The 20521-nt window shown below is 67.5% G+C and carries 18 protein-coding genes and 3 tRNA genes; 6 read left to right on the top strand and 15 right to left on the bottom strand.

From position 1 onward, the window contains the following. Position 1: 1 nt before the first annotated feature. From HLH27_RS15035 to HLH27_RS15025, 3 genes are all read right to left on the bottom strand, one after another. Positions 2–913 (bottom strand): shikimate dehydrogenase, encoded by a 912-nt coding sequence (locus tag HLH27_RS15035; protein ID WP_182950859.1) that lies wholly within the window; start codon positions 911–913, stop codon positions 2–4. A 7-nt stretch (positions 914–920) separates the two neighbouring features. Then, positions 921–1700, bottom strand: a complete 780-nt coding sequence (locus HLH27_RS15030) for an N-formylglutamate amidohydrolase (RefSeq protein WP_246375939.1) — start codon at positions 1698–1700, stop codon at positions 921–923. 72 nt (positions 1701–1772) lie between these two features. Further along, the gene (locus HLH27_RS15025; RefSeq protein ID WP_182950857.1) at positions 1773–2369 is read right to left on the bottom strand and encodes a TlpA family protein disulfide reductase; all 597 of its coding nucleotides are present in this window, start codon (positions 2367–2369) and stop codon (positions 1773–1775) included. A 3-nt stretch (positions 2370–2372) separates the two neighbouring features. Here HLH27_RS15025 and argH point away from each other — a divergent pair, with 3 nt between their 5' ends. Beyond that, entirely contained in the window at positions 2373–3818 is a 1446-nt protein-coding gene (argH, locus tag HLH27_RS15020) for an argininosuccinate lyase (RefSeq protein WP_182950856.1), read from the top strand. Beyond that, positions 3815–3967: a hypothetical protein gene (locus HLH27_RS15015; protein WP_182950912.1), complete on the top strand. Its 153-nt coding sequence runs from the start codon at positions 3815–3817 to the stop codon at positions 3965–3967. The genes argH and HLH27_RS15015 overlap by 4 nt, the downstream gene beginning before the upstream one ends. Positions 3968–4179: 212 nt before the next feature. Here HLH27_RS15015 and HLH27_RS15010 read toward each other — a convergent pair whose 3' ends face one another. Continuing rightward, a complete protein-coding gene (locus HLH27_RS15010; RefSeq protein ID WP_182950855.1) occupies positions 4180–7011 on the bottom strand; it encodes a DUF4175 domain-containing protein in 2832 nt (943 codons plus the stop codon). A gap of 7 nt (positions 7012–7018) precedes the next feature. After that, complete coding sequence (gene lysA, locus HLH27_RS15005) at positions 7019–8377, bottom strand: diaminopimelate decarboxylase (RefSeq protein WP_182950854.1); 1359 nt, start codon at positions 8375–8377, stop codon at positions 7019–7021. Here lysA and HLH27_RS15000 point away from each other — a divergent pair. Continuing rightward, positions 8334–8900 carry a cytidine deaminase gene (locus HLH27_RS15000; protein ID WP_408870860.1) on the top strand — a complete coding sequence of 189 codons (567 nt, stop codon included), beginning with the start codon at positions 8334–8336 and terminating at the stop codon, positions 8898–8900. The genes lysA and HLH27_RS15000 overlap by 44 nt on opposite strands. A gap of 39 nt (positions 8901–8939) precedes the next feature. Here HLH27_RS15000 and HLH27_RS14995 read toward each other — a convergent pair whose 3' ends face one another. From HLH27_RS14995 to gatC, 5 genes are all read right to left on the bottom strand, one after another. Beyond that, on the bottom strand, positions 8940–10184 hold the full coding sequence (locus HLH27_RS14995) for an O-antigen ligase family protein (protein WP_246375935.1): 1245 nt from the start codon (positions 10182–10184) through the stop codon (positions 8940–8942). A 480-nt stretch (positions 10185–10664) separates the two neighbouring features. After that, positions 10665–10757: transfer RNA gene (locus HLH27_RS14990), tRNA-Ser, on the bottom strand. A 95-nt stretch (positions 10758–10852) separates the two neighbouring features. Further along, the gene (gatB, locus tag HLH27_RS14985; protein WP_182950851.1) at positions 10853–12301 is read right to left on the bottom strand and encodes an Asp-tRNA(Asn)/Glu-tRNA(Gln) amidotransferase subunit GatB; all 1449 of its coding nucleotides are present in this window, start codon (positions 12299–12301) and stop codon (positions 10853–10855) included. Next, positions 12301–13788: an Asp-tRNA(Asn)/Glu-tRNA(Gln) amidotransferase subunit GatA gene (gene gatA / locus HLH27_RS14980; protein ID WP_246375934.1), complete on the bottom strand. Its 1488-nt coding sequence runs from the start codon at positions 13786–13788 to the stop codon at positions 12301–12303. Before gatA ends, gatB begins: the two co-directional genes overlap by 1 nt. Beyond that, positions 13785–14072, bottom strand: coding sequence for an Asp-tRNA(Asn)/Glu-tRNA(Gln) amidotransferase subunit GatC (gatC, locus tag HLH27_RS14975; RefSeq protein WP_182950850.1), 288 nt, complete (start codon positions 14070–14072; stop codon positions 13785–13787). Before gatC ends, gatA begins: the two co-directional genes overlap by 4 nt. 76 nt (positions 14073–14148) lie before the next feature. Between gatC and ruvX the strand changes: the two genes are divergently transcribed. Next, positions 14149–14628 carry a Holliday junction resolvase RuvX gene (gene ruvX, locus HLH27_RS14970; protein WP_182950849.1) on the top strand — a complete coding sequence of 160 codons (480 nt, stop codon included), beginning with the start codon at positions 14149–14151 and terminating at the stop codon, positions 14626–14628. A 118-nt stretch (positions 14629–14746) separates the two neighbouring features. On the opposite strand, the gene HLH27_RS14965 is transcribed toward ruvX, so the two are convergent. Next, positions 14747–14821 (bottom strand) — tRNA-Val (locus tag HLH27_RS14965). Between the two features lie 153 nt (positions 14822–14974). Here HLH27_RS14965 and HLH27_RS14960 point away from each other — a divergent pair. Beyond that, on the top strand, positions 14975–15880 hold the full coding sequence (locus HLH27_RS14960; protein WP_182950904.1) for an N-formylglutamate amidohydrolase: 906 nt from the start codon (positions 14975–14977) through the stop codon (positions 15878–15880). 21 nt (positions 15881–15901) lie between these two features. Here HLH27_RS14960 and HLH27_RS14955 read toward each other — a convergent pair whose 3' ends face one another. Beyond that, the gene (locus HLH27_RS14955) at positions 15902–16258 is read right to left on the bottom strand and encodes a YidB family protein (RefSeq protein ID WP_182950848.1); all 357 of its coding nucleotides are present in this window, start codon (positions 16256–16258) and stop codon (positions 15902–15904) included. A 411-nt stretch (positions 16259–16669) separates the two neighbouring features. Here HLH27_RS14955 and HLH27_RS17260 point away from each other — a divergent pair, with 411 nt between their 5' ends. After that, the gene (locus HLH27_RS17260; protein WP_275943922.1) at positions 16670–16798 is read left to right on the top strand and encodes a hypothetical protein; all 129 of its coding nucleotides are present in this window, start codon (positions 16670–16672) and stop codon (positions 16796–16798) included. A gap of 94 nt (positions 16799–16892) precedes the next feature. On the opposite strand, the gene HLH27_RS14950 is transcribed toward HLH27_RS17260, so the two are convergent. From HLH27_RS14950 to HLH27_RS14940, 3 genes are all read right to left on the bottom strand, one after another. Continuing rightward, positions 16893–18014 (bottom strand): hypothetical protein, encoded by a 1122-nt coding sequence (locus HLH27_RS14950; RefSeq protein WP_182950847.1) that lies wholly within the window; start codon positions 18012–18014, stop codon positions 16893–16895. A 459-nt stretch (positions 18015–18473) separates the two neighbouring features. Beyond that, positions 18474–18548: transfer RNA gene (locus HLH27_RS14945), tRNA-Val, on the bottom strand. A gap of 68 nt (positions 18549–18616) precedes the next feature. Then, positions 18617–20521 (bottom strand): hypothetical protein, encoded by a 1905-nt coding sequence (locus HLH27_RS14940; RefSeq protein ID WP_182950846.1) that lies wholly within the window; start codon positions 20519–20521, stop codon positions 18617–18619.

The following is a 20521-nucleotide window of genomic DNA, read 5'->3' as shown; positions in this document are numbered from 1 at the left end:
GTCACCGTGCGAGGTCGGCGTCGAACAGCGCCTGGATATCGGCATCGACTTCCGGATCGACGCCGAACCAGCATTTGAAGCCCAGCCGCGCCTGATGCAGCAACATGCCGGTCCCATCCACAATCCGCAGCCCCCGCGCCACGGCGGCGGTCAGCAGCGGCGTCATGCGCGGCACATAGACGATATCCGACACCACCATGTCGTCGGGCGCACGCGTCAGGTCGGGCGCAAACCCATCGCCCGGCCCGCCATGCATGCCCAGCGACGTCGTGTTCACCAGCAGCGCATGGCCCGGCAGATGGTCCTCCCAATCCGCCCAGTCGATCACCGAAACCGGCGCTGGCCCCTCCGCCGACAGCGCCTCGGCCAGCGCCACCGCCCGCGCGGTCGTGCGGTTGGCGACCGAAACCGCTACCCCCCGATCCAGCAGGCTGGCGGCCACCGCCCGCGCGGCACCCCCCGCCCCCAGCAGCAGCACCGGCCCGCGCCCGACATCCACGCCCTTCGCCTCCAGGCTGGCGACAAACCCGTCGCCATCGGTCGAATGGGCCTCGATCGTCCCATCCTCGGCAAAGACCAGCGTATTGACCGAACCGGACCGCACGGCCGAGCGATGCAGCCGGCCGGCAATCGCAAACGCCGCCTCCTTGTGCGGAATGGTCACGTTCGCGCCCCGAAATCCGGCGGCACGCAGGCCATGCACCGCCACGTCGAAGGCTCCCGGCCGCACCGGCAGCGGCACATAGGCGCCGTCGATCCCATATTTGGCCAGCCAGAAATTATGCAGCAACGGCGAGCGCGAATGCGCCACCGGCCAGCCGATCACACCAGCCAGCGCCGTCGTCCCGCGAATCGTCAGCCGGCCGGGTTCGACCCGCACCGAGGACAAAGCATCCGTCACATTATGATTCATGCCGCACTCACGCCGTGTATCGCGCCCAGGCCAGCGGCAGCAGCCGCGCCAGCCGGTCCGCCCATTCGCGCTGTCCCGCCGCATCGGCCACCAGATCCTGCCGGACCTCCAGTTCCACATGCGGCAGGCCCCGCGCCTCGCCATGGAACGGCACCGTGTGGTCGCTGGTATCCGTCAGCGCATAGGGCTCGTTGTCGCCGACCAGCAGCCCGGGCTCCCGGTCCAGCAGATCCTTCAGGATCAGCCCGAAACGCGGGTCATGATTATGCAGGATGCCCGCATGCCAAGGGCGGGCAAGCCCATCCATCTCGGGTGTAAAACTGTGCAGCGACACCAGCACCGTCGGCTGTTCCCGCGCCTGCCGCGCGTCCAGTTCCCCGCTGATCCGGTCGTGATAGGGCCGGAAGATCCGCTCCACCCGCTCCCGCTCCGCCGCTGCGTCCAATTCCGCATTGCCGGGCACCAACGTCCCGTCGCTGACCCGCACGATCGAGGTCGGATGCCCCGGCGCCCGATTGCAGTCGATCACCAGGCGCGAATAGACCTGCTCGATCAGAATCGTCTCCAGCCGCTCGGCCAGCAGGCGTCCCATGCCGGCCATGCCGATATCCCAGGCGATATGCCGCTCCCAATCCGGCGCCGGCACGCCCAGATCCCCCAGCCGGCCGGGCACCGCGCGCCCCGCATGGTCGCTAACCAGGACAAAGGGCGACGGGCCCGTCCGGCCATGCACCAGCACCGGCTGCGGATCGTCCGCACCCAGCAGCGGCCCGTCCTGTTCCATCATCTCGCCCCTCATCCGATCACCCGCTCCGTCCGGTTCTACCCCGCCCCCCGCCATCACGAAAGGCGCGGCACCTCACCCGCCGGCCGCCAGCCCGCGCAGCCGCTCCGGCGCCGATGCCGGGTCCCAGCGCACCGGGCCGACAATCCGCAGCACCTCGCGCCCCGCGCGGTCGATCACCAGCGTCACCGGCACCCCCTCCTCGCGCAACGCGGTCGGAATCTGCATATGCGGGTCGCTCAGCACCGGCAGGTCGGCGATGGAATGGGTGAGATAGAATCGCCGCACCAGCTCTGCCCCCCCATGATCGATCGAGACCGGCAGGACCGCGATATCCCCCCCGGGCGCCACCTGCCGCGCCAGCGCGGCCAGCGCCGGCATCTCCGCCACGCAGGGCTGGCACCAGGTGGCCCACAGGTTCAGGACCACGATCCGCCCATGCCAGTCGGCCAGATGCCGCGTGGCCCCCGCTTCATCCAGAAAGCTCAGGTCCGGCAGCGCGCGCGGCGCGGCGGTGCGGTGCGTCGGCAGGTCCACCGCCACCGGCTCTTCGGCCCGCGCCGGCGGCGCAAGGATGGAATTGCACCCGAGCCAAGCGGCCAGTAGGGTGCCGCCATCCGCGAGCAAGGCGCGGCGACCGACGGTTTTCGACAGGATCTGGATCTGGGGCATGGCATGTCTGTGAACGAAGAACATGCGACCGACAATGACTCCGCACGGGCGAATGTCCAGTGGGGCGGTCGGTTCGCGGGTGGCCCCTCGGCCATCATGCAGGACATCAACGCCTCGATCGGCTTCGACAAGGCCCTGTGGCGGCAGGATATCGCGGGCTCGCTGGCCCACGCCGCGATGCTGGCCAAAACCGGCATCATCAGCGCCGAGGATGAAGCCGAGATCCGTCGCGGCCTGACCGGCATCGGGCAGGAAATCGCCGCCGGCCATTTCGATTTCAGCCCCCGGCTGGAAGATATCCACATGAATATCGAGGCCCGCCTGTCCGAACGGATCGGCGAGGCCGGCAAGCGCCTGCACACCGCCCGCTCGCGCAACGACCAGGTCGCCACCGATTTCCGCCTCTGGGTCCGCGACGCCATCGACGGGCTGGACGGGCAGGTCGCCTCCCTGATGCGCGCCCTCTCCCGCCGCGCGCACGAACACGCGGCCGACCCCATGCCGGGCTTCACCCACTTGCAAACCGCCCAGCCCGTCACCTTCGGCCATCACCTGATGGCCTATGTGGAAATGCTGGCCCGCGATCGCGGCCGCCTGGCCGATACCCGCCGCCGCCTGAACGAATGCCCGCTGGGCTCGGCCGCCCTGGCCGGCACCTCCTTCCCCATCGACCGGCGGATGACTGCGCAGGCACTGGGCTTCGACCGCCCGACCGCCAATTCGCTCGATGCCGTGTCCGACCGCGATTTCGCGCTGGAATATCTGTCGGCCCTGTCGATCATGGCCATGCACCTGTCGCGCCTGTCCGAGGAAATCGTGATCTGGTGCTCGGCGCCCTTCGCCTTCATCCGCCTGTCCGACGCCTTCACCACCGGCTCGTCGATCATGCCGCAGAAGCGCAACCCCGACGCGGCGGAACTGGTGCGCGCCAAGATCGGCCGCGTCAGCGGCGCCCTGGTCGGCCTGCTGACGGTCATGAAGGGCCTGCCGCTGGCCTACGCCAAGGACATGCAGGAAGACAAGGAACCCGTCTTCGCCGCCACCGACGCCGCCGCCCTGTCATTGGCGGCCTGCGACGGCATGATCCGCGACCTCAGCCCGAACACCGAGCGCATGCGCGCCTATGCCGGCTCCGGCTTCTCCACCGCGACCGACCTCGCCGACTGGCTGGTGCGAGTGCTCAAGCTCCCCTTCCGCACCGCCCACCACGTCACCGGCCGCCTGGTCGCGCTGGCCGAAAGCCGCGGCGTCGACCTCTCCGACCTCTCCCTGGCCGACATGCAGGCCGAGGAACCGGGCATCACGCAAGACATCTTCTCGGTCCTCACCGTCGAGGCCTCGCTCGCCTCACGCACCAGCGAGGGGGGCACCGCACCGGACAATGTCCGCGCCCAGGCCGAACGCTGGCTGGCCGCGCTGGGCGACACGCCGTCGGGCAACACGCCATGATCGGGCGCCTGATGCGCCCCCTCGCCACCTTGCTGGGCCTGGCCCTTCTGCTGACCGGCCTGGCCGCCTGCGGCAAGAAGGGCTCGCCCTCAGCCCCCGGCCCCACCTCGCATATGACGTATCCCCGAACCTACCCCATGCCCGACTGAGTTTGAGGCCGGAAACGCGCGCTGGTGGCGATCCGGCGCGCGTCCTCTGCGCTCCGGTGCTCGCAGACACACGCCGGCCGTGCCGCTGCGCGGCACTCTCGCTCACCAGCCCACGTTTCCGGCCTCAAACTGATCGTTTCCGCACGCAGCAGTAACGCGATCTCGCGTTCGCGGCCTTTCGCCCGCTCCGCGTCGATCTCCGGCGTGAGCTTTCAGAACGGTTTCAGCAGGCGATCCAGATAATCCAGTTCCTCGCGCGGGCGCGTCCGGTCGGAATCCCGGCGCCGCAGTTCCTGTTCGATCTCGCGGGCCCGCTCGCGCGACACGGCGTCGGGCACATGGGTATCGGCATCCATGCCTTCCTTGCCCTCGCCGGTCCGCCGGCCCAGCGGGTCCCGATCGCCCTTCTGGTCTTCCTGCGCACTCTCCCCGGATTCGTCGCCCTCGCCCGGCTTGCCGCCCCCGGAACTGTTCGAGAAGCCCGGCAGGAAGCTGGTCATGCCCCCGCCGCCCGATCCCTTCATGGCCTGGCGCATCTGCTGGTCGCCCTTCTGCAGATCGGCCAGGGCCTTGCGCTGTGCTGCCGCCGCCGTCGCGTCATCGCCACCGGCCAGCGCGGTGCGCGCATTCCTGATCGCTTGCCCGGCGTCGGTAAAGCCTGCCGGCGCGTCCTTCCCCGTCAGCCCCTTGAATTCATGCCCCAGCTCGTCCAGCGCCCGCCCCAGCGCACGCTGCACGGCCCGGTCGTCCCCCCGCGCGGTCTCGTCACCCGGCGCGTCCTCGCCATGCTGACCGGCGCCGGCCCCCTTCGCCCCGTCGGCCGAGGCATTCTCTTGCGGCTGGGGTGGTCCGCCCGGCTGGCCGCCATGGCCCGACTGCTCGTCCTGCATGCCAGGCAGCGGCCGCAGGCCGAGGCGACGCATCAGCTCGGCGGCCGGCATCGTCGCCAGGTCGCCATCCGTATCCGGCGCCTCTTCCTCCTGCCGCGCACGCCGTTCGGTCTCCGCCTTATCACGCGCCCGCTGCGCGCGGTCCAGGCGCGCCTGGCTGTGGTCCAGCAAGCCGGACTGGCGGGCAATCAGGTCGCGCAGCGCCGCCTGCTGCTCGGCGGCCTGCTGGCGCGCCATCATCTGGGCGGCCAGATTCGCCATATCCTGCGGCGAGGCCGTCCGCATATGCTCCAGCATATCTTCCATACGCTGCATCATCTGCATCGCGTCGGCAGACCGGCCTTCCTTCGCCGCATCCTGCATCTGCTGCATCATCTTCGACAGTGCGCGGTCCCCGTCCTGCGTCATCCCGGGCAGATCGGGAATCGCGGAATGCGATTGCAGCGCCTGCTGGGCCAGCGCCTGCATCCGGCGGGAAATCGCCTGGCGCAACGCCTCCATCCGCCGCTGCAATTCGCTCTGTTCAGCCGCCGTCTGGCCCTGCGCACCCAGCGCCCGCATGCGGTTCAATTGCGCGGTCACGGCATCCTGCGCCGCCCGCACATCCAGGGCCGCCTGCGCCCCGGCGCGCCCGCCATGCCGGATATCCTCGATCTCCAGCGCCAGATACCACAGCCGCCCCACCACCTGGTCCAGCGCCACCTGCGGCGCCACATCATTGCTTTCCAGCAATGCTGCGGCCGAGGCCAGGTTCAGCAGCATGCCGGCATCGGCCTGGAACGGGTCGGGCATCTCGCCCAGCGCCGCCAGATCGTCGGCGCCATCGGCAGGGCTCTCGCGCCCCAGCGCCAGCCGACGCCTGATGTCCAGCACCGCCTTGGCTACCGGGCTCGTGAACTTGCGCGCCCCAAGCCGGAACCGCGCCTCCGGGCTCGTCCCCTCCTGCCCGCTGGTACTGGTCGCCACCAGCCGCCCCACGACCTCCTCGCCGGCCCACGGATCGGCCGACAGGTCCGGCGTCGCAACCCCGGTCGCATCGCGCGGCTGGCCATCCAGCGGAATCGGCACGCTCACTACCCGCCCGGCCCGCGCGCCCTTGCCCGGCTGCGCCAGCCGCAGTTCGGCATGCAGCGACGCAATGCCATAAGCCTGCTTCGCGGCATAAGGCAGCCGCGTGCGCCATTCGCCCTGCGCGCTGCCCGGCCGCGTGCCCCAGGCAACCGTCGGCGCCGCATCGGGCAGAACCGTCACGGTCCAGTCGCTGAAGGTCCGCCCACGCCCACGCAGGGCCAGCGTCGCGCTGCCCAGCAGCTTCACCTCCGCCGACCAACTCCCCGGCCCCAGCGCGCGAAACCGGTCGTCCCCCACCGCCGGCCCCGACGCCATCGCGGCAACGCGCAGGCTCGGCCGGCCGCGCAGATCCGTCACGCTGACACTCAGCACCGCCCCCTGCGGCACCGTCGCCTGACCCGTCCGCTCATCCAGAAACACCGGCGCGCCGGGCGCATAGGATGGCGGCGTGATCCAGGCCTGGATATGCGGCCGCACCGCACCAGGGTCGTCCAGCCCCGGCCAGAAAGCCGCCGCCAGCCGTCCCGGCGCCTCCGGCCCGGCCCAGCCCAGCGCCGCCAGCAGCGCAACCGGTAACACGACACCCAGACGCCAGGGATCATGCACCCCCGCCCACAGGCGCGGCCAGCCGGCGCGCAGCCGCCCGATCGCATGCCCCGTGCGCCACAGATGCGCGGCCCACAATCCCGCCTGTTCCGTGCCGTCGATGGCCGGATGATCGGCCAGCGTCTGCAACGGGCGATGCGCCAGTCCCGACGCGCGCTCGATCCGCCGGTCGATCTCATCCGGCGTCGGCGCCACCACCCGCCGCCCCCGCCAGACGACCCAACCCACGCAGACACCGGCCAGCAGGACCAGGATCACCCCACGCAACAGGTCGGAAAACGCCTGCGGCACCCCCAGCAGGCCCGCAATTCCATAAGCGGCCAACATCCCCAGCACCGGCAGCAATACGGGCCGGACCGCCTCGATCCACAGCACGATCCGCGCCCGATGCCGCGCCGCCGCCAGACGCACCGGAAACGGCACGATGGACACGACCGGCGTCCCGTCGCCTTCCAGGGATGTGGACCCCCCTGCCATGCCGGGCTCAGCCGCCCGCCGGGGCGGGCGTCACCCAGTCGGGAATCCGGTCGGCCGCCCACAGGCTCTCCACAGGCTGGCGCGCGCGGATCACCGACCAGCGCCCGCCATCGACCAGCACCTGCGCCGCCAGCGGCCGCCCGTTATAGGTGGAACTCATGACCGCGCCATACGCCCCGGTATCCAGCAGCGCGACCCGCGCGCCTTCGTCCAGACGCGGCAGAACCCGCCCATCCGCAAAGGAATCCGCACTTTCGCAAACCGGCCCGACCACATTCACAGCCTCCACCGGCAGCGTCGCATCGCGGGCCGAAACCGGCAGAATGCCATGCCAGGCCTCATAGAGGCTGGGCCGCATCAGATCGTTCATCGCCGCGTCCAGAATCAGGAAAGACGGCAACCCATCCTCCCCCGCCTTGCGCAGGACCACCCGCGACAGCAGCAGCCCGGCCGGCCCCGCCAGCCAGCGCCCCGGCTCGATGGCCAGTTGCACGTCCAGATCGCCCAGCTCGGCACGGATCGCGCCGGCCAACGCCTCCGGCGCGCCCTCGACCTCGTCGCGATAGGAAATGCCAAGACCGCCGCCACAATCGACCAGACTGACCGGCACCCCGCGCGCCCGCACGGTACGCACCAGTTCCGCCACCCGGGCAAACGCGGCCCGATAGGGCGCCATGGCCACGATCTGGCTGCCGATATGCACCGAAAATCCCAGAGGCTTCAGCCCCGGCAGCGTCGCCGCACGCTCGTACAACGCGGCCGCCCGGGCATAGGCAATGCCGAACTTGTTGGTCGAAAGCCCCGTGGTGATCTTCTCATGCGTGCCGGCATCCACATCCGGATTCACCCGCAGCGTGATCGGCGCCACCCGGCCGCACGCCGCCGCGACGTCGGAGAGAATGTCCAGCTCCTCGGCACTCTCGACCGCGATGTGGCCGATGCCCTCGGCCAATGCCAGCGCCATCTCCTCGCGCGTCTTGCCCACGCCCGAAAAGACGATCCGCTCCGCTGGCACCCCCGCCGCACGCGCCCGGCGCAGTTCGCCCCCGCTGACGACATCGGCCCCGGCCCCTTCCGCCGCCAGCACACGCAGCACGGCCAGATGATCGTTCGCCTTCACCGCGAAATGGATCGACGGCGCCAGCCCCGCACGGCGCATCGCCCCGTCCAGCAGCCGATAGCGCGCCCGCAGCGTTCCCGTCCCCATCACCCAGGTCGGCGTACCGACCGCATCCGCGATCGCGTTCAGCGGCACCTCCTCCAGCACCAGGCCGTCGAGGGCGTGCATCGACAGATGCGGGCGCGCAGCCAGCAGTTCGGCGATGGTCGGGTCCTGCTCGGCAGGGGAGGAAGGGCAATCCAGCATGTATCGAGAATACCGGCACGGCGCCCCAGTTCCAAGCTCCCGCAGCCTCCCATGCTGTTCTTTCGCCATCCGATCCGATAGAGGGTTCATCAGACAGGACAAACCAAGGGAGGCCGCCATGTCCGACGACACGCTGATCGACGCCGCGATCGCCGTCCGCACCAGGGCCTACGCCCCCTATTCGCGCTTCCTGGTCGGCGCGGCCCTGCACGACGCCGACGGGCACCTCTTCATCGGCTGCAATACCGAAAACGCCGCCTACCCCGAGGGCATCTGCGCCGAAGGCGGCGCGATCTCGGCCATGGTGGCGGCCGGCGGCCGCCGCATCGCCGACCTCGTCATCTGCGGCGGCGGCGACCGCCCCTGCGCGCCCTGCGGCGGCTGCCGTCAGAAAATCCGCGAATTCGGCGCGCCCGGTCTGAGAATCCGCATGGTCAACCCATCCGGCGACGTGCTGCTGGTCCGCACACTGGCCGAATTGCTGCCCGACGCCTTCGGCCCCGAGGATCTCGGCGCCGCCTGAGCGACCTTCCGGCGACGCTCTGCAATCGCCCTGGCCCGCTCAGAAACGCCGCTCGGCCCGCTTCTCGCCCGCGATATCGGCCGAGGCCGCCAGCCCCCAGCCCACCATCAGAAAGATCCAGCCCGCCGTCCGCACGGTAAACAGCGCACTGCTGGAGGCAACCGGCCACAGCATCACGCAACTCGTCACGCACAGCATCGCCTGCTGCGGCGCCCGTGCGGGCGACAGGGCCCGGACCATCCGCCACAGCCAGCACGCCACCATCGCCACGAAACAGGCCAGCCCGGCCAGCCCGGCCGTGGTCGCCACGTCCAGATAGATATTGTGCGGATGGATGTTGCACCCCACCGCCACGCCTCGGCTCGGAAACGTATGGCCGAACAGCACGAGGTCGCGCACATAGGCCGGGTCGGCGCATGCGTTCCTGAACCCGTCCACCCCCAGCCCCAGCCACGGATGCCGGTCCAGCATCACCCCGGCGCGGATATAGATCTGCCCATAGGGGCTGTCGGAAAAATGCCGCATCTGGTCCATGAACCGGACCACCAGCTTGGCATAGGCCGGCGGCGACAGCACGGGCAGCAGCGCCAGTCCCGCCACCCCGACCAACCCGGCGGCCAGCACCGGCCAGCGCAACCGGCGGATCAGCACGGCCATGATGCCCAGCCCCAGGCCGAACAGCAGCGCGGGCATGCGCTGGCCGATCAGGATCATCGTCAGCACCAGGAACATGATCAGGCCCACACCCGCCAGCCGCGGGCGCCAGGCCGGCGCCTCCAGCCAGCGCGTGGCAAAGACCATCAGGCCCGGAAAGACGACCATCAGCAGGGCGGCCCCCGCGCGCGGCTTGTAGAAGGGCCCGGTCAGCGCGCCATCCACCCAGCGCGGATACCCCCACAGATTGGTCCCCAGCAGATATTGCTGCCAGCATTCCACGACCAGCCACAGGGCCGCCAGCGTCACCGACAGGCCCAGCCAGCGCCGCGCCGCGCCGTCGCGCAGCACCCAGCATTCCAGCGCCGCGCAGAATAGAAGAAACCGCCCCAGCACCAACGCCTCGGCCACCGCATGGCCAGTCCCATGCATTACCGACGAGAGAATCGCCAACGCCCAGAACGCCAGCGCGAACACCGGCCACCCCCGCCACCAGCCGCGATCCCGCGCACGCAGGCAATGCAGCAGAAACAGCACGCCAATACAGGACATGAAACCATCGCTGATCGCCCGCCCCCGCAACAGGAAGAAGGGCAGCATCAGCGTCATCGCCACGGCGATCCATCGCATCACATGATCGGGCAGGCCAGGGCGCCCACGTACCGTTTCAACCATCATCCCCGAATACCGCCCCTTGCCGGTTCGCAATCCTCCATACAGGTCCCCCCGCATCTCTGGCGACCCAACGTCCGGCACGAATTGTTTCAGAGCCTGACCACGCCGCCGACGCCTCACGGCCGGTCAGGCAGCCTATCCGGCTGTCAACACGCGCGACGATCCTCATACGCCCCCCGAAGCCGGACGTATCGTGCGCCGATTCATAAAAAAAGGAAGCGCATGGAGGCCGTTTGAAAAACCGCCTGCCGCCTTACGCCCGGCGTGTCTTTCCGGGCATCGGAGCGGAGCAGCCTCGCTGACGTTGCAAAATGCAGACAGGCGGCCAATGCCCAGCCGCAGCAATAGTCTGCGCGATGTCCATGTCGAAAGCCCCGCCAAACGGGCGGTCACGCCCGGACATCCGGCAAACATTCTTTTTTGGAGAAAGGAAATTGGCGGAGGGGATGGGATTCGAACCCACGGTACGGCTTGACACCGTACAACGGTTTAGCAAACCGCCGCCTTCAGCCACTCGGCCACCCCTCCGCCGAGGAGCGTGTTTGTTAACACGGCGTTTGCAGCGCTGCTTGTAGACCGTCACCGCAACGCCGTCAAACCCCAAACCGCCATCCCCCCAGCGATTACAGCACTTTCTTCAGCGCCTCGTTCACCAGCGCCGGATTGCCCTTCCCGGCCATCGCCTTCATGACCTGACCAACGAAAAAGCCGAACAGCTTGTCCTTGCCGCTGCGATATTCCGCGAGCTTATCAGGGTTCTTGTCCAGCACCGCCTGCACGGCCGCGTCGATCGCCCCCGTGTCGGTCACCTGCCGCAACCCCTTGCGCTCGACGATCTCAGCCGCCGTCTCGCCGCTGGCCAGCATCTCCTCGAACACGTCCTTGGCGATCTTGCCGTTGATCGTGCCGTCGGTGATCAGGTCCAGCATGCCGCCCAGCGCCGCGGCGCTGATCGGGCTGTCCTGGATCGTCCGGCCGGTCCGGTTCAGGGCGGCGAAGAAATCGCCGATCACCCAGTTCGCCGCCAGGCGCGGGTCGCGGCCGCGCGCCACCGTCTCGTAGAAATCGGCGGTCGCCTGTTCGGCCACCAGCACCCCGGCATCATAGCGCGGAATGCCATATTCGTCCTGGAAGCGCTGGCGCTTCGCGTCCGGCAGTTCCGGCAGATGCGCCGCCAGGTCCTGGACCCACGCCTCCCCGATCACCAGCGGCAGCAGGTCGGGGTCGGGGAAATAGCGGTAATCGTGCGCGTCTTCCTTGCTGCGCAGCGACCGTGTCTCGGACCGCACCGGGTCGAACAGGCGGGTTTCCTGGTCGACCGAGCCACCGCTTTCCCAGATCTCCACCTGGCGCACGGCCTCGACCTCGATCGCCTGCATGACATAGCGGATCGAGTTGACGTTCTTGATCTCGCAGCGCGTGCGGAACGGCTCGCCGGCCTTGCGGACCGACACGTTCACGTCGGCGCGCATCGAGCCTTCTTCCATGTTGCCGTCGCAGGTGCCGAGATAGCGCAGGATCATGCGCAGCTTGCGCAGATAGGCCCCCGCCTCCTCCGGCGTGCGAATATCCGGCTCGCTGACGATTTCCATCAGCGCGACGCCCGCCCGGTTCAGGTCGATGAACGAACGCGCAGGGTCCTGGTCATGCATCGACTTGCCGGCATCCTGTTCCAGATGCAGGCGGGTGATGCCGATCATGCGGGTCGACCCATCGGCCAGCTCGATCTCGACCGCCCCCTCACCGATGATCGGATGCGTGAACTGGCTGATCTGGTAGCCCGTCGGCAGGTCCGCATAGAAATAATTCTTGCGGTCGAAACGGCTTTCCAGATTCACCCGTGCCTTCAGCCCCAGCCCGGTCCGCACGGCCTGCGCCACGCATTCGCGGTTGATGACCGGCAGCATGCCCGGAAACCCGGCATCGACCAGGCTGACATGGGTATTCGGCTCACCACCGTAGGAGGCCGAGGCCCCCGAGAACAGCTTGGACTGGCTGATGACCTGGGCATGGACTTCCAGCCCCACCACCAGTTCCCACGGGCCGTCGCGTCCCTCGATCAGATAGGTCATCACACCACCTCCGCGCGCACGGCCGGGCGATGCGTAAAGCTCGCCGCCCGCTCCAGCGCACTGGCCGCCGCGAACACAGATTCCTCGTCGAACGACCGGCCGATCACCTGCAAGCCCAGCGGCAGGCCCGACTGGCTCAGCCCGGCGGGAACCGACATCGCGGGCACGCCGGCCATGCTGGCCGGAACGGTAAACACGTCGTTCAGATACATCTGCACCGGATCATCCATCTTCTCGCCCTGCGCAAAGGCGGGCGACGGCGCGGTCGGCGTCAGCAGCACGTCCACCGTCCGGAACGCATTCTCGAAATCCTTGCGGATCAGGTTCCGCACCTTCTGCGCGCGCAGGTAATAGGCGTCGTAATACCCGGCCGACAGCACATAGGTCCCCATCAGGATGCGACGCCTCACCTCGGCCCCGAACCCTTCGCGCCGGGTCGCTTCATACAGCTCGTCCAGCGACTCACCGGGCACCCGGCGGCCGAAACGCACACCGTCATAGCGTGCGAGGTTCGACGAACATTCCGCCGGCGCCACGATGTAATAGGTCGCCAGACCATATTTTGTGTAGGGCAGCGAAACCTCGACAATCTCGCATCCCGCGTCGCGCAGCCAGGCAATGCCCTGCTCCCACGCCGCCTCGATTTCGGCAGGCATGCCGGCCACCCGGTATTCGGCGGGAATACCCACCTTCATGCCCTTCAGCGACCGGCCACAGGCGGCGCGGTAATCCGGCACCGCAACATCGACGCTGGTGCTGTCACGCACGTCGAACCCGGCCATCGACTGCAACAGGATGGCGCAATCCTCGACCGTGCGCGCCATCGGCCCGGCCTGGTCCAGCGAACTGGCGAAGGCAATCGTCCCCCAGCGACTGCACCGCCCATAGGTCGGCTTGATGCCGGCGATGCCGCAATAGGAAGCAGGCTGGCGGATCGAGCCGCCGGTGTCGGTGCCGGTGGCGCCCATGGCCAGCCGCGCGGCCACCGCCGCCGCCGACCCGCCGGACGACCCGCCGGGCACCAGCACGGTCTGGTCGTCTCCTGCCCGCTTCCACGGATTCTCCACCGACCCGAAGGCCGAGGTAATGTTGGCCGACCCCATGGCGAACTCGTCCAGGTTGGTCTTGCCCACAAACACCGCGCCATCGGCCAGCAGGTTCGCCGTCACCGTGCTTTCATAAGGCGGGACAAACTCTTCCAGCATCCGGCTGGCAGCGGTCGTCCGCACGCCGTCGGTGCAGAACAGATCCTTGATCCCCAGCGGAATCCCGGTCAGCGCCGGCGCATCCTCGCCGCCGGCCAGGATCGCATCGGCCCGCCGCGCGGCATCCAGCGCCTGTTCGGAGGTAACCGTGATAAAGGCATTCAGTCGGCCATTCAGCCGGTCGATGGCCGCGACATGGGCGCCCACCAGTTCCTCGGCGGAGAATTCGCGGCGACGCAGCCCCCCCTGGGCCGCGGCGATCGTGAGTTCGGTCAGCATCATTCCACCACCTTCGGCACGGTATAGTACGGCCCCGCCGCATCCGGAGCGTTCGACAGCACGGCATCGCGCGCGCCGCCATCGGTCACCACATCCTCGCGCATGCGCAGGGCGGCGTGCCCGGTGCCAACCATGGGCTCGACACCGTCGATATCGACTTCGTTCAATTGCTCGATCCAGCCGAGAATGCCGTTCAGTTCCCGCTGAAGGGCGGGCAGGTCGGACTCGTCGATACCGATCCGTGCCAATCTGGCGATACGTCGGACCGTCGCGGGGTCAAGCGACATGAAGCACAACTTTCCATTATCATCTGGGGGGAATATCCTGCCGGTCAGGACACCGCGCGGACCATAGACCCAGACCATGCCCCTGTTCAACATGCACCAGATCCGCGCCCATCTCGGGCGCGGCCAACGCCTGCTGGGCATCGACCCCGGCCAGAAGACGATCGGCCTGGCCCTGTCGGACCCGCTGCTGATGCTGGCCTCGTCCTACGGCACGCTGAAACGCGGCAAACTCGGCGCCGTCGCCGCCGAAATCGGCAGGATCGCGGCACGGGAGGAGGTCGGGGGCCTGGTCTGCGGCCTGCCGCTGTCGATGGATGGCAGCTTCGGCCCGGCGGCCCAGGCGGCCCATGACTGGATGCTGAACCTGTCCAGCCTGGTCGGCCTTCCCGCCGCGATGTGGGACGAACGCCTGTCCTCCAGCGCCGTAAACCGCATGCTGATCCAGGACGCCGACCTCACCCGCCAGCGCCGCGCCGAACTGGTGGACAAGCTGGCAGCAGCCTACATGCTGCAAGCCGCACTGGATGCCTCGGCCACACAACCGGAAAGCGCCTGAAGGACCCCTCACTGGCGGATGACGGCAAACAGCCGGACACACCGCCTCACGGCCCGCTCGCGCGGTGGACCGTCTTCAGACGGTCTTTTAACAACATTCAAAAAGGGAGCCCGAAGGATGGTGGGCGCAACAGGGATTGAACCTGTGACCCCTACCATGTCAAGGTAGTGCTCTACCGCTGAGCTATGCGCCCATCCGTTCGGTGAACAGGCTTCTAGCCGGGCAACCGACGTTGCGCAACCCATCCGTACGGAAAAAATGACGAGCAGGTGACCGTTTCGATCAACTCCTTGAAAAAGAAGGATAATATCCTTCCCATCGCTCCGGATGACCGCACGTGACGCAAATGGAATCGCGGCTGGCCCCGGAATCGGAAACGACCTCAGACGCAATACCCGCCCCCTTCGTGCTGGTGCCGCCCCGGATCGCCGGCGTGCCGCTGGTCGTCGCCTCCCCCCATTCGGGCCACGCCTATCCGCAGGATTTCCTCGCCCTGTCGCGGCTGGACCGTACGGTCCTGCGCCGCAGCGAGGATTTTTGCGTCGACGAACTCCTGGCCGGCGCGCCTGGGGTGGGCGCGCACATGATCCACGCCACCTTCCCCCGCATCTATTGCGACGTGAATCGCGATTCGGACGAACTCGACCCCACGATGTTCACCGAGTCCCTCCCTCCCGACCGCACGCGCCTCACCCCCAGGGTGCGGGCCGGCCTGGGGGTGATTCCCCGCATCTCGGCATCGGGCACGCCGATCTACCGCACCCGGCTGCCCCTACGCGAGGCGGCGGAGCGTCTCGCCCGGCTCTGGACCCCCTATCACGCCGCCCTCTCCGCACTGATCGATTCCCAGGTCGCGGCACACGGGGCCTGCGTGCTGGTCGATTGCCATTCGATGCCCAGCACCGGCTTGCGGGCCTACGACATGCCGGATTTCGTGCTGGGCGACGCCTGGGGCACATCCTGCGCGCCCGCCATCACCGAAGCGGCCGAGACCTGCCTGCGGTCCTACGGTTTCAGGACCAACCGCAACGCCCCCTATGCCGGCGGCTACATCACCCGCCATTACGGCCGGCCCGCGACGGGGCGCCACGCCCTGCAGGTCGAAATCAGCCGGGCGCTCTACATGGATGAAAACGGACTGACGCCGAACACCGGATTCGGCGACATCCGCACCGTCATGACCGCGCTATTCCGCACGCTGGCCGGCATCGCCACCGACCTGCCTCGCATGCCGGGTGCCGGGGCGGCCTGACGCGGAACGGCGCGCCGACGCTCAGGCGGCGGGCGGCGCGCCGGCAGGCGTCTGATGATCCACCGCAGCAGGCAGAAACTGCGCCAGTGCCGGCAGGATCGTCGCCGCCGGCAGGCCCGTCCTGTCGACCAGCGCCTGCACCTGCTGGTTCGAGAGAATCGACCGCAATTCCTCGGGGGAAACCGGCAGGTTCTGGCCATTGCCGATCCACGACCGGACCTTGTCGCCCAGCCCCGCTTGCTCGGCCTGGTTCAGCAAGGTCGAAATCCCGGTGGGCGATGTCAGTTCGGCAAGATGCTGATGCACCTGGTCGGTCAGGCCCGTGCTGTCCGCCAGTTCCGTCAGCTTGTTCACCAGTCCGTCAAAGAATCCCGCCATGATCCACCTTCAATGCCAATTCGGTTCAGTAGATGCCGATCGCCAGCGATCGGCCAAGGGGCCCGGACAAAAAAAAGACGGTGCCGAAGCACCGCCAAGTTTAGGGAGGAAACGTCCAAGAAGCAGCCGTTCAATCGAAACGCTGCAACCCGATTTTGATGGCTCAAATCACTTTTAAGTGTCAAGAAAAATCGCGACAGCAAACGCGCGACCACAGCAGCGGACGCGCCGAAGCCTGACAACATAAGCAAGATAATAAAATATATTTGGGATTTCCCGGTCGGATGGCAGCCAGCGCCTCTGTTGTCGTGGCAACGGTCGATACCGCGAGCGGTTGGGCGGCCGGTGCAGTCGGCGCACTGTCGTCGCCTGCCGCATTCGCTGCTGCGGTCGCGACGGTGCCAGGGAACAATGGGCGCTACGCCAACCTCAACGCCGGGCGGGCTGGCATGGCGGCAGTTGATGCCGGCCGACGGGCTGCTGGATGGACAGGACTCGGATGCGCCGGCGGCGGCGAATGCCGGCTTCCTGGATGGATGACAATTCCTGAGCCCACGGGAAAGGCCGCGGGCTCTTTTCGCGTTGCCAGCCTTCATGTTGTCACGGTCCTCAGCGGCGACCATCGGGCGCTGCCTCAGCGGTTCTCCCGTCGGGCCACGATATCGTAGAGTTCCTGCTCCATCGCCAGCATCCCGCGGATCGTCGGCACAAACGCCTCAAATTCCTCGATATCACGGGCTTGTGCCTTCATATCGCTGGCATTCCGTAATGGCAGTTGCCCCTCAAGCGGGGGAAGGTGCAGCCTCGCGCGCACTCTGTCGATGAAGTCTGGCAATTGCCGGGCCGTAGCGAAGATGCTCCCGCTTTGATCGAGGGCAGCGCGAGCCCGGTCGAAAACCTCCTGCTCCACTTCAGGGCCGTAGACGCGGTCGAATGCAAAACCCAGCATGATGGTTTGCTGGCAGATCTCCATCGGCGCACCCGGGTCGGATAGAAAATCCGCCAACGGGCGTTCGCGCATCATACGCATGGCGGGGGTAAAGGTTTCAACATCCTCCTTCGCGCGACGGCAATGCAGGAACGCGGAACGGAAACGCGCGAGCGGATCCCGCAGTACCGATGCAAAACGATCATTCGGCCCCGCCCAGCGGGCCAGGATCGGCAAGGACACATGGCCGCCAATCAGATCGAAATTCGCCGCGACCGGAGGATGGCAACCAAAGGCCTCGTAATTCTCGCAGTAGAGCTTAGCTGGAACCGAACCCGCGACGGCTTCCCATACGGTCGTGCCGGCCGTCTTGGGGATATGCACGAAAAAAGTCGTATCTTTGCAGCGCCGCAGTTTCCGCGCGCCCAGGAATTCTCTGACGACCTCATAATGCTTTGCACGTCGCAGCTTCCGGTCCAGGAGGCCCCGCAGACCGCGGCGCACGAAACAGGCGAAAACGTCGTTGGCGAAAACCGGTCGCCAAGTGTGATAGATCTTCTTCAGGGTGGCGGGGGAAATGCCAGACATCCGGCCTTTGTAGAGAAACAGGACCGTGGCGTCGCCAACATCAATAACATGGCGGTAGATCCGCATTTCGGCGACATCTGCAGCAGGCCAGCCACCTTCCGGCAGCAGGACCCGGTCGTCCCGCGATAAGTAGGGCAAGACACCAAGCCACGCGTCCCGCCATATCGGATCGGCCCAGCGATGTTCTTCTTCCAAAGACTGATCGGAAACAGTGAGGGGCCGAGGCGCCACGACATTCATGCCTTCGGCGCATCTCCCTGACGTCAATCGGTTCATGGAGGTAAATACCCGCTGGCTGCACTGTTCTGGAGCCGTACGATAGCGCACGAACTACATTGACAAATGGTAACAACGCCGCGGCCTTGGAATCAACGTGCTTCTGCCACGGATGCAGTTCTTAACATTTGGCAATCATTACAGGATTGCCTCTCGCATGCCGGCCGGCGTGGGCGTCTTCGCTGCTGGCCCATCGGGCAGGAGGTCAACAGGCCTGCGAATAACGGGCCGGACCTGCTGCAACCTGCCTGAGGCTCTGCCCTGACCGACCCGAGTCTGCCGCTCGGCCGGTTACAAAACCGTGGCACGTCTCCGGCACGGATTCCGCCACGCCAAGCCACGTCGATACGCTTCGACTTGCCAGGCTATGGACCTCAAATGACAACATGAGGCATTAAAAATCGGGAGAAACCGGGGATCGGATGGTGGGTGCGACAGGGATTGAACCTGTGACCCCCGCCGTGTGAAGGCGATGCTCTACCGCTGAGCTACGCACCCATCCGTGCCCGGTGGGGACCTCATAATAGATCTCCCTCCGACCCGCAAGACACCCCGTCACACATTCTTCAAAACCCGAACATATGGTCCAGCGAGAAAGCCCCGTCGTCCCGCATCACGCCATGATAGCCGAACAGCCGGCACGTCACGTCGCGAATCATCACATAAGCACCCATTCCGGCCCGCTCGACCGCCGCCCCGCCGAACAGGCGATGCGGCCAGACCATCGCCGATCCCGAACAGGCGATCTCCATCTCCGCCTTCGCCACAGTCCGCCCTTGCCCGTCATGCAGGCTCAGCATGGTCCGCGACCACGGGCGCCAGGCCGCTGACGCAGGATAGATCAGGCAGCAGAACGCCTGGCCCAGCCCGTTCCCGCCCTTCAGGAACAGCCGCGTGCTCAGCCCCGGCGGCGGACCGGAATAGGATTGCGGCTCGTCCCGATAGGTCATGACGGTGTTGAAGACATGCGCCCCGAAGCTGGTCTCGGCGGCATGCCCACCCTCCCGTGCCGTGAACCGGATCAGCGCATGCAGCCAACCATCGGCTTCGCCCCCGTCGCGAAAATCATAGACCAGCTCCCCATGCCCCTCGGGCACGTCCAATTCCGCCACATCCTGCGCCAGATCATGGTCGCGCGGCAGGCAACCCAGGAATTTCCGGCCGGTCAGCCGCCCCTGGGTATCGAAGCAATCCAGGCGCAACGGCAGGGTCGCCTGCGATTCGGCCATCGGCGACGGCTGGACGACGGTGCGGAACCGCGCGGGGTCGAGAATCGGGAACGGCAGCAGATACCCCCGCCCCAGGCTGGCCGGCAGATCCGCGATTCCCGGGTCGGGGCGCAGATCCGCCCGCTCCACGTTCAGATGGGCAATGCGCGTCCGCGCGGCACGCGTCACCTCATAGCGCGGCCGTACCAGATACCGCCCCGACCGAAGCTCGATCTGCGCCGGCCAATGCAGGTCCGGCAGACAGTCGGAAACAGGGATCGCCACCGTTTCATAGGGGCCGATGCCGCGCGCAATCGGCACCTGCCTGTCCTCCCCCATGCGATTGAACGCCATCGCACCGGCTGGAATCGGCACGGCGTGGCTGTTCTGCACCCACAGCACCACCTCCTCGCCCTCATCCGGGGCCGGCAGGTTGGCATACCGGTCCGAGGGCCAGGCATTGGCATCATGCGTCACCGACAGGCTGGGATTCTCCCCCGTGCCGTAGGTATCCAGGGCATATTTCACCACATCATGCCCGGCCACGCCGATCGCATGCACGAACAATTGCCCGACGAAGGGCGGCAGCCCGAAACGCTCACGCACCACCTGGCTGTCGATCACGATCGCGCCCTCGCCCTCGGGCACCTTCTCCTCCCAACTGGCCAGCACCTCGCCCGCGGCGCCGAACAGCCGCAGCCACAGCCGCACGTCCGCGGCCCCATAGCGCGCCCAGTAATTCGCCGTGACCAGCCGGGTCGACAACCCGTCCGCATCGCGAAAGAAGGCATGGTTGGTCGCAAAATTCAGCCGGTCGAGATAGCGGCCCGGCACGGTCAGCAACGCGTCGGGCAACCGCACGCCATCCAGCGCGAACACCCGCGCCCCCTCGGGCAGCAGATGCGCAATGCGGTCGCGCACCCGCGCGCCCTCGAAGCTGACGGCCAGCACCGCCCCGACGGAGGCAAGCGGCAGATCCACCAGCGCCCGCGCCGGCCCCGCCGCCGTGGGCTGGCCGACGCGCTGCGTATCATGGACATACACACCTTCGATGACGCCCAGCCCGCCCAACCCGTCCACACCACCGGGGCATAGCGCCAGCACCATGGCGAACATCCCCTCGGGATCGTACACCGCCACCGGTCCGGCGGCACGGACCGAAGCCGCCAGCCCCGCCAGCGCCTCGGCCGCCAGCGGATGAACCAGCGCCTTGTAGAGAACATTGCCGCCCGCCCGGGCGTCATAGGTATGGATGTCCAGCAT

It is taken from the genome of Gluconacetobacter takamatsuzukensis (assembly GCF_014174275.1).
GTDB classification, from domain to species: Bacteria; Pseudomonadota; Alphaproteobacteria; order Acetobacterales; family Acetobacteraceae; genus Gluconacetobacter; species Gluconacetobacter takamatsuzukensis.
The sequence above is the reverse complement of the archived record's forward strand: the minus strand, read 5'-3'. Positions and strand labels throughout refer to the sequence as shown.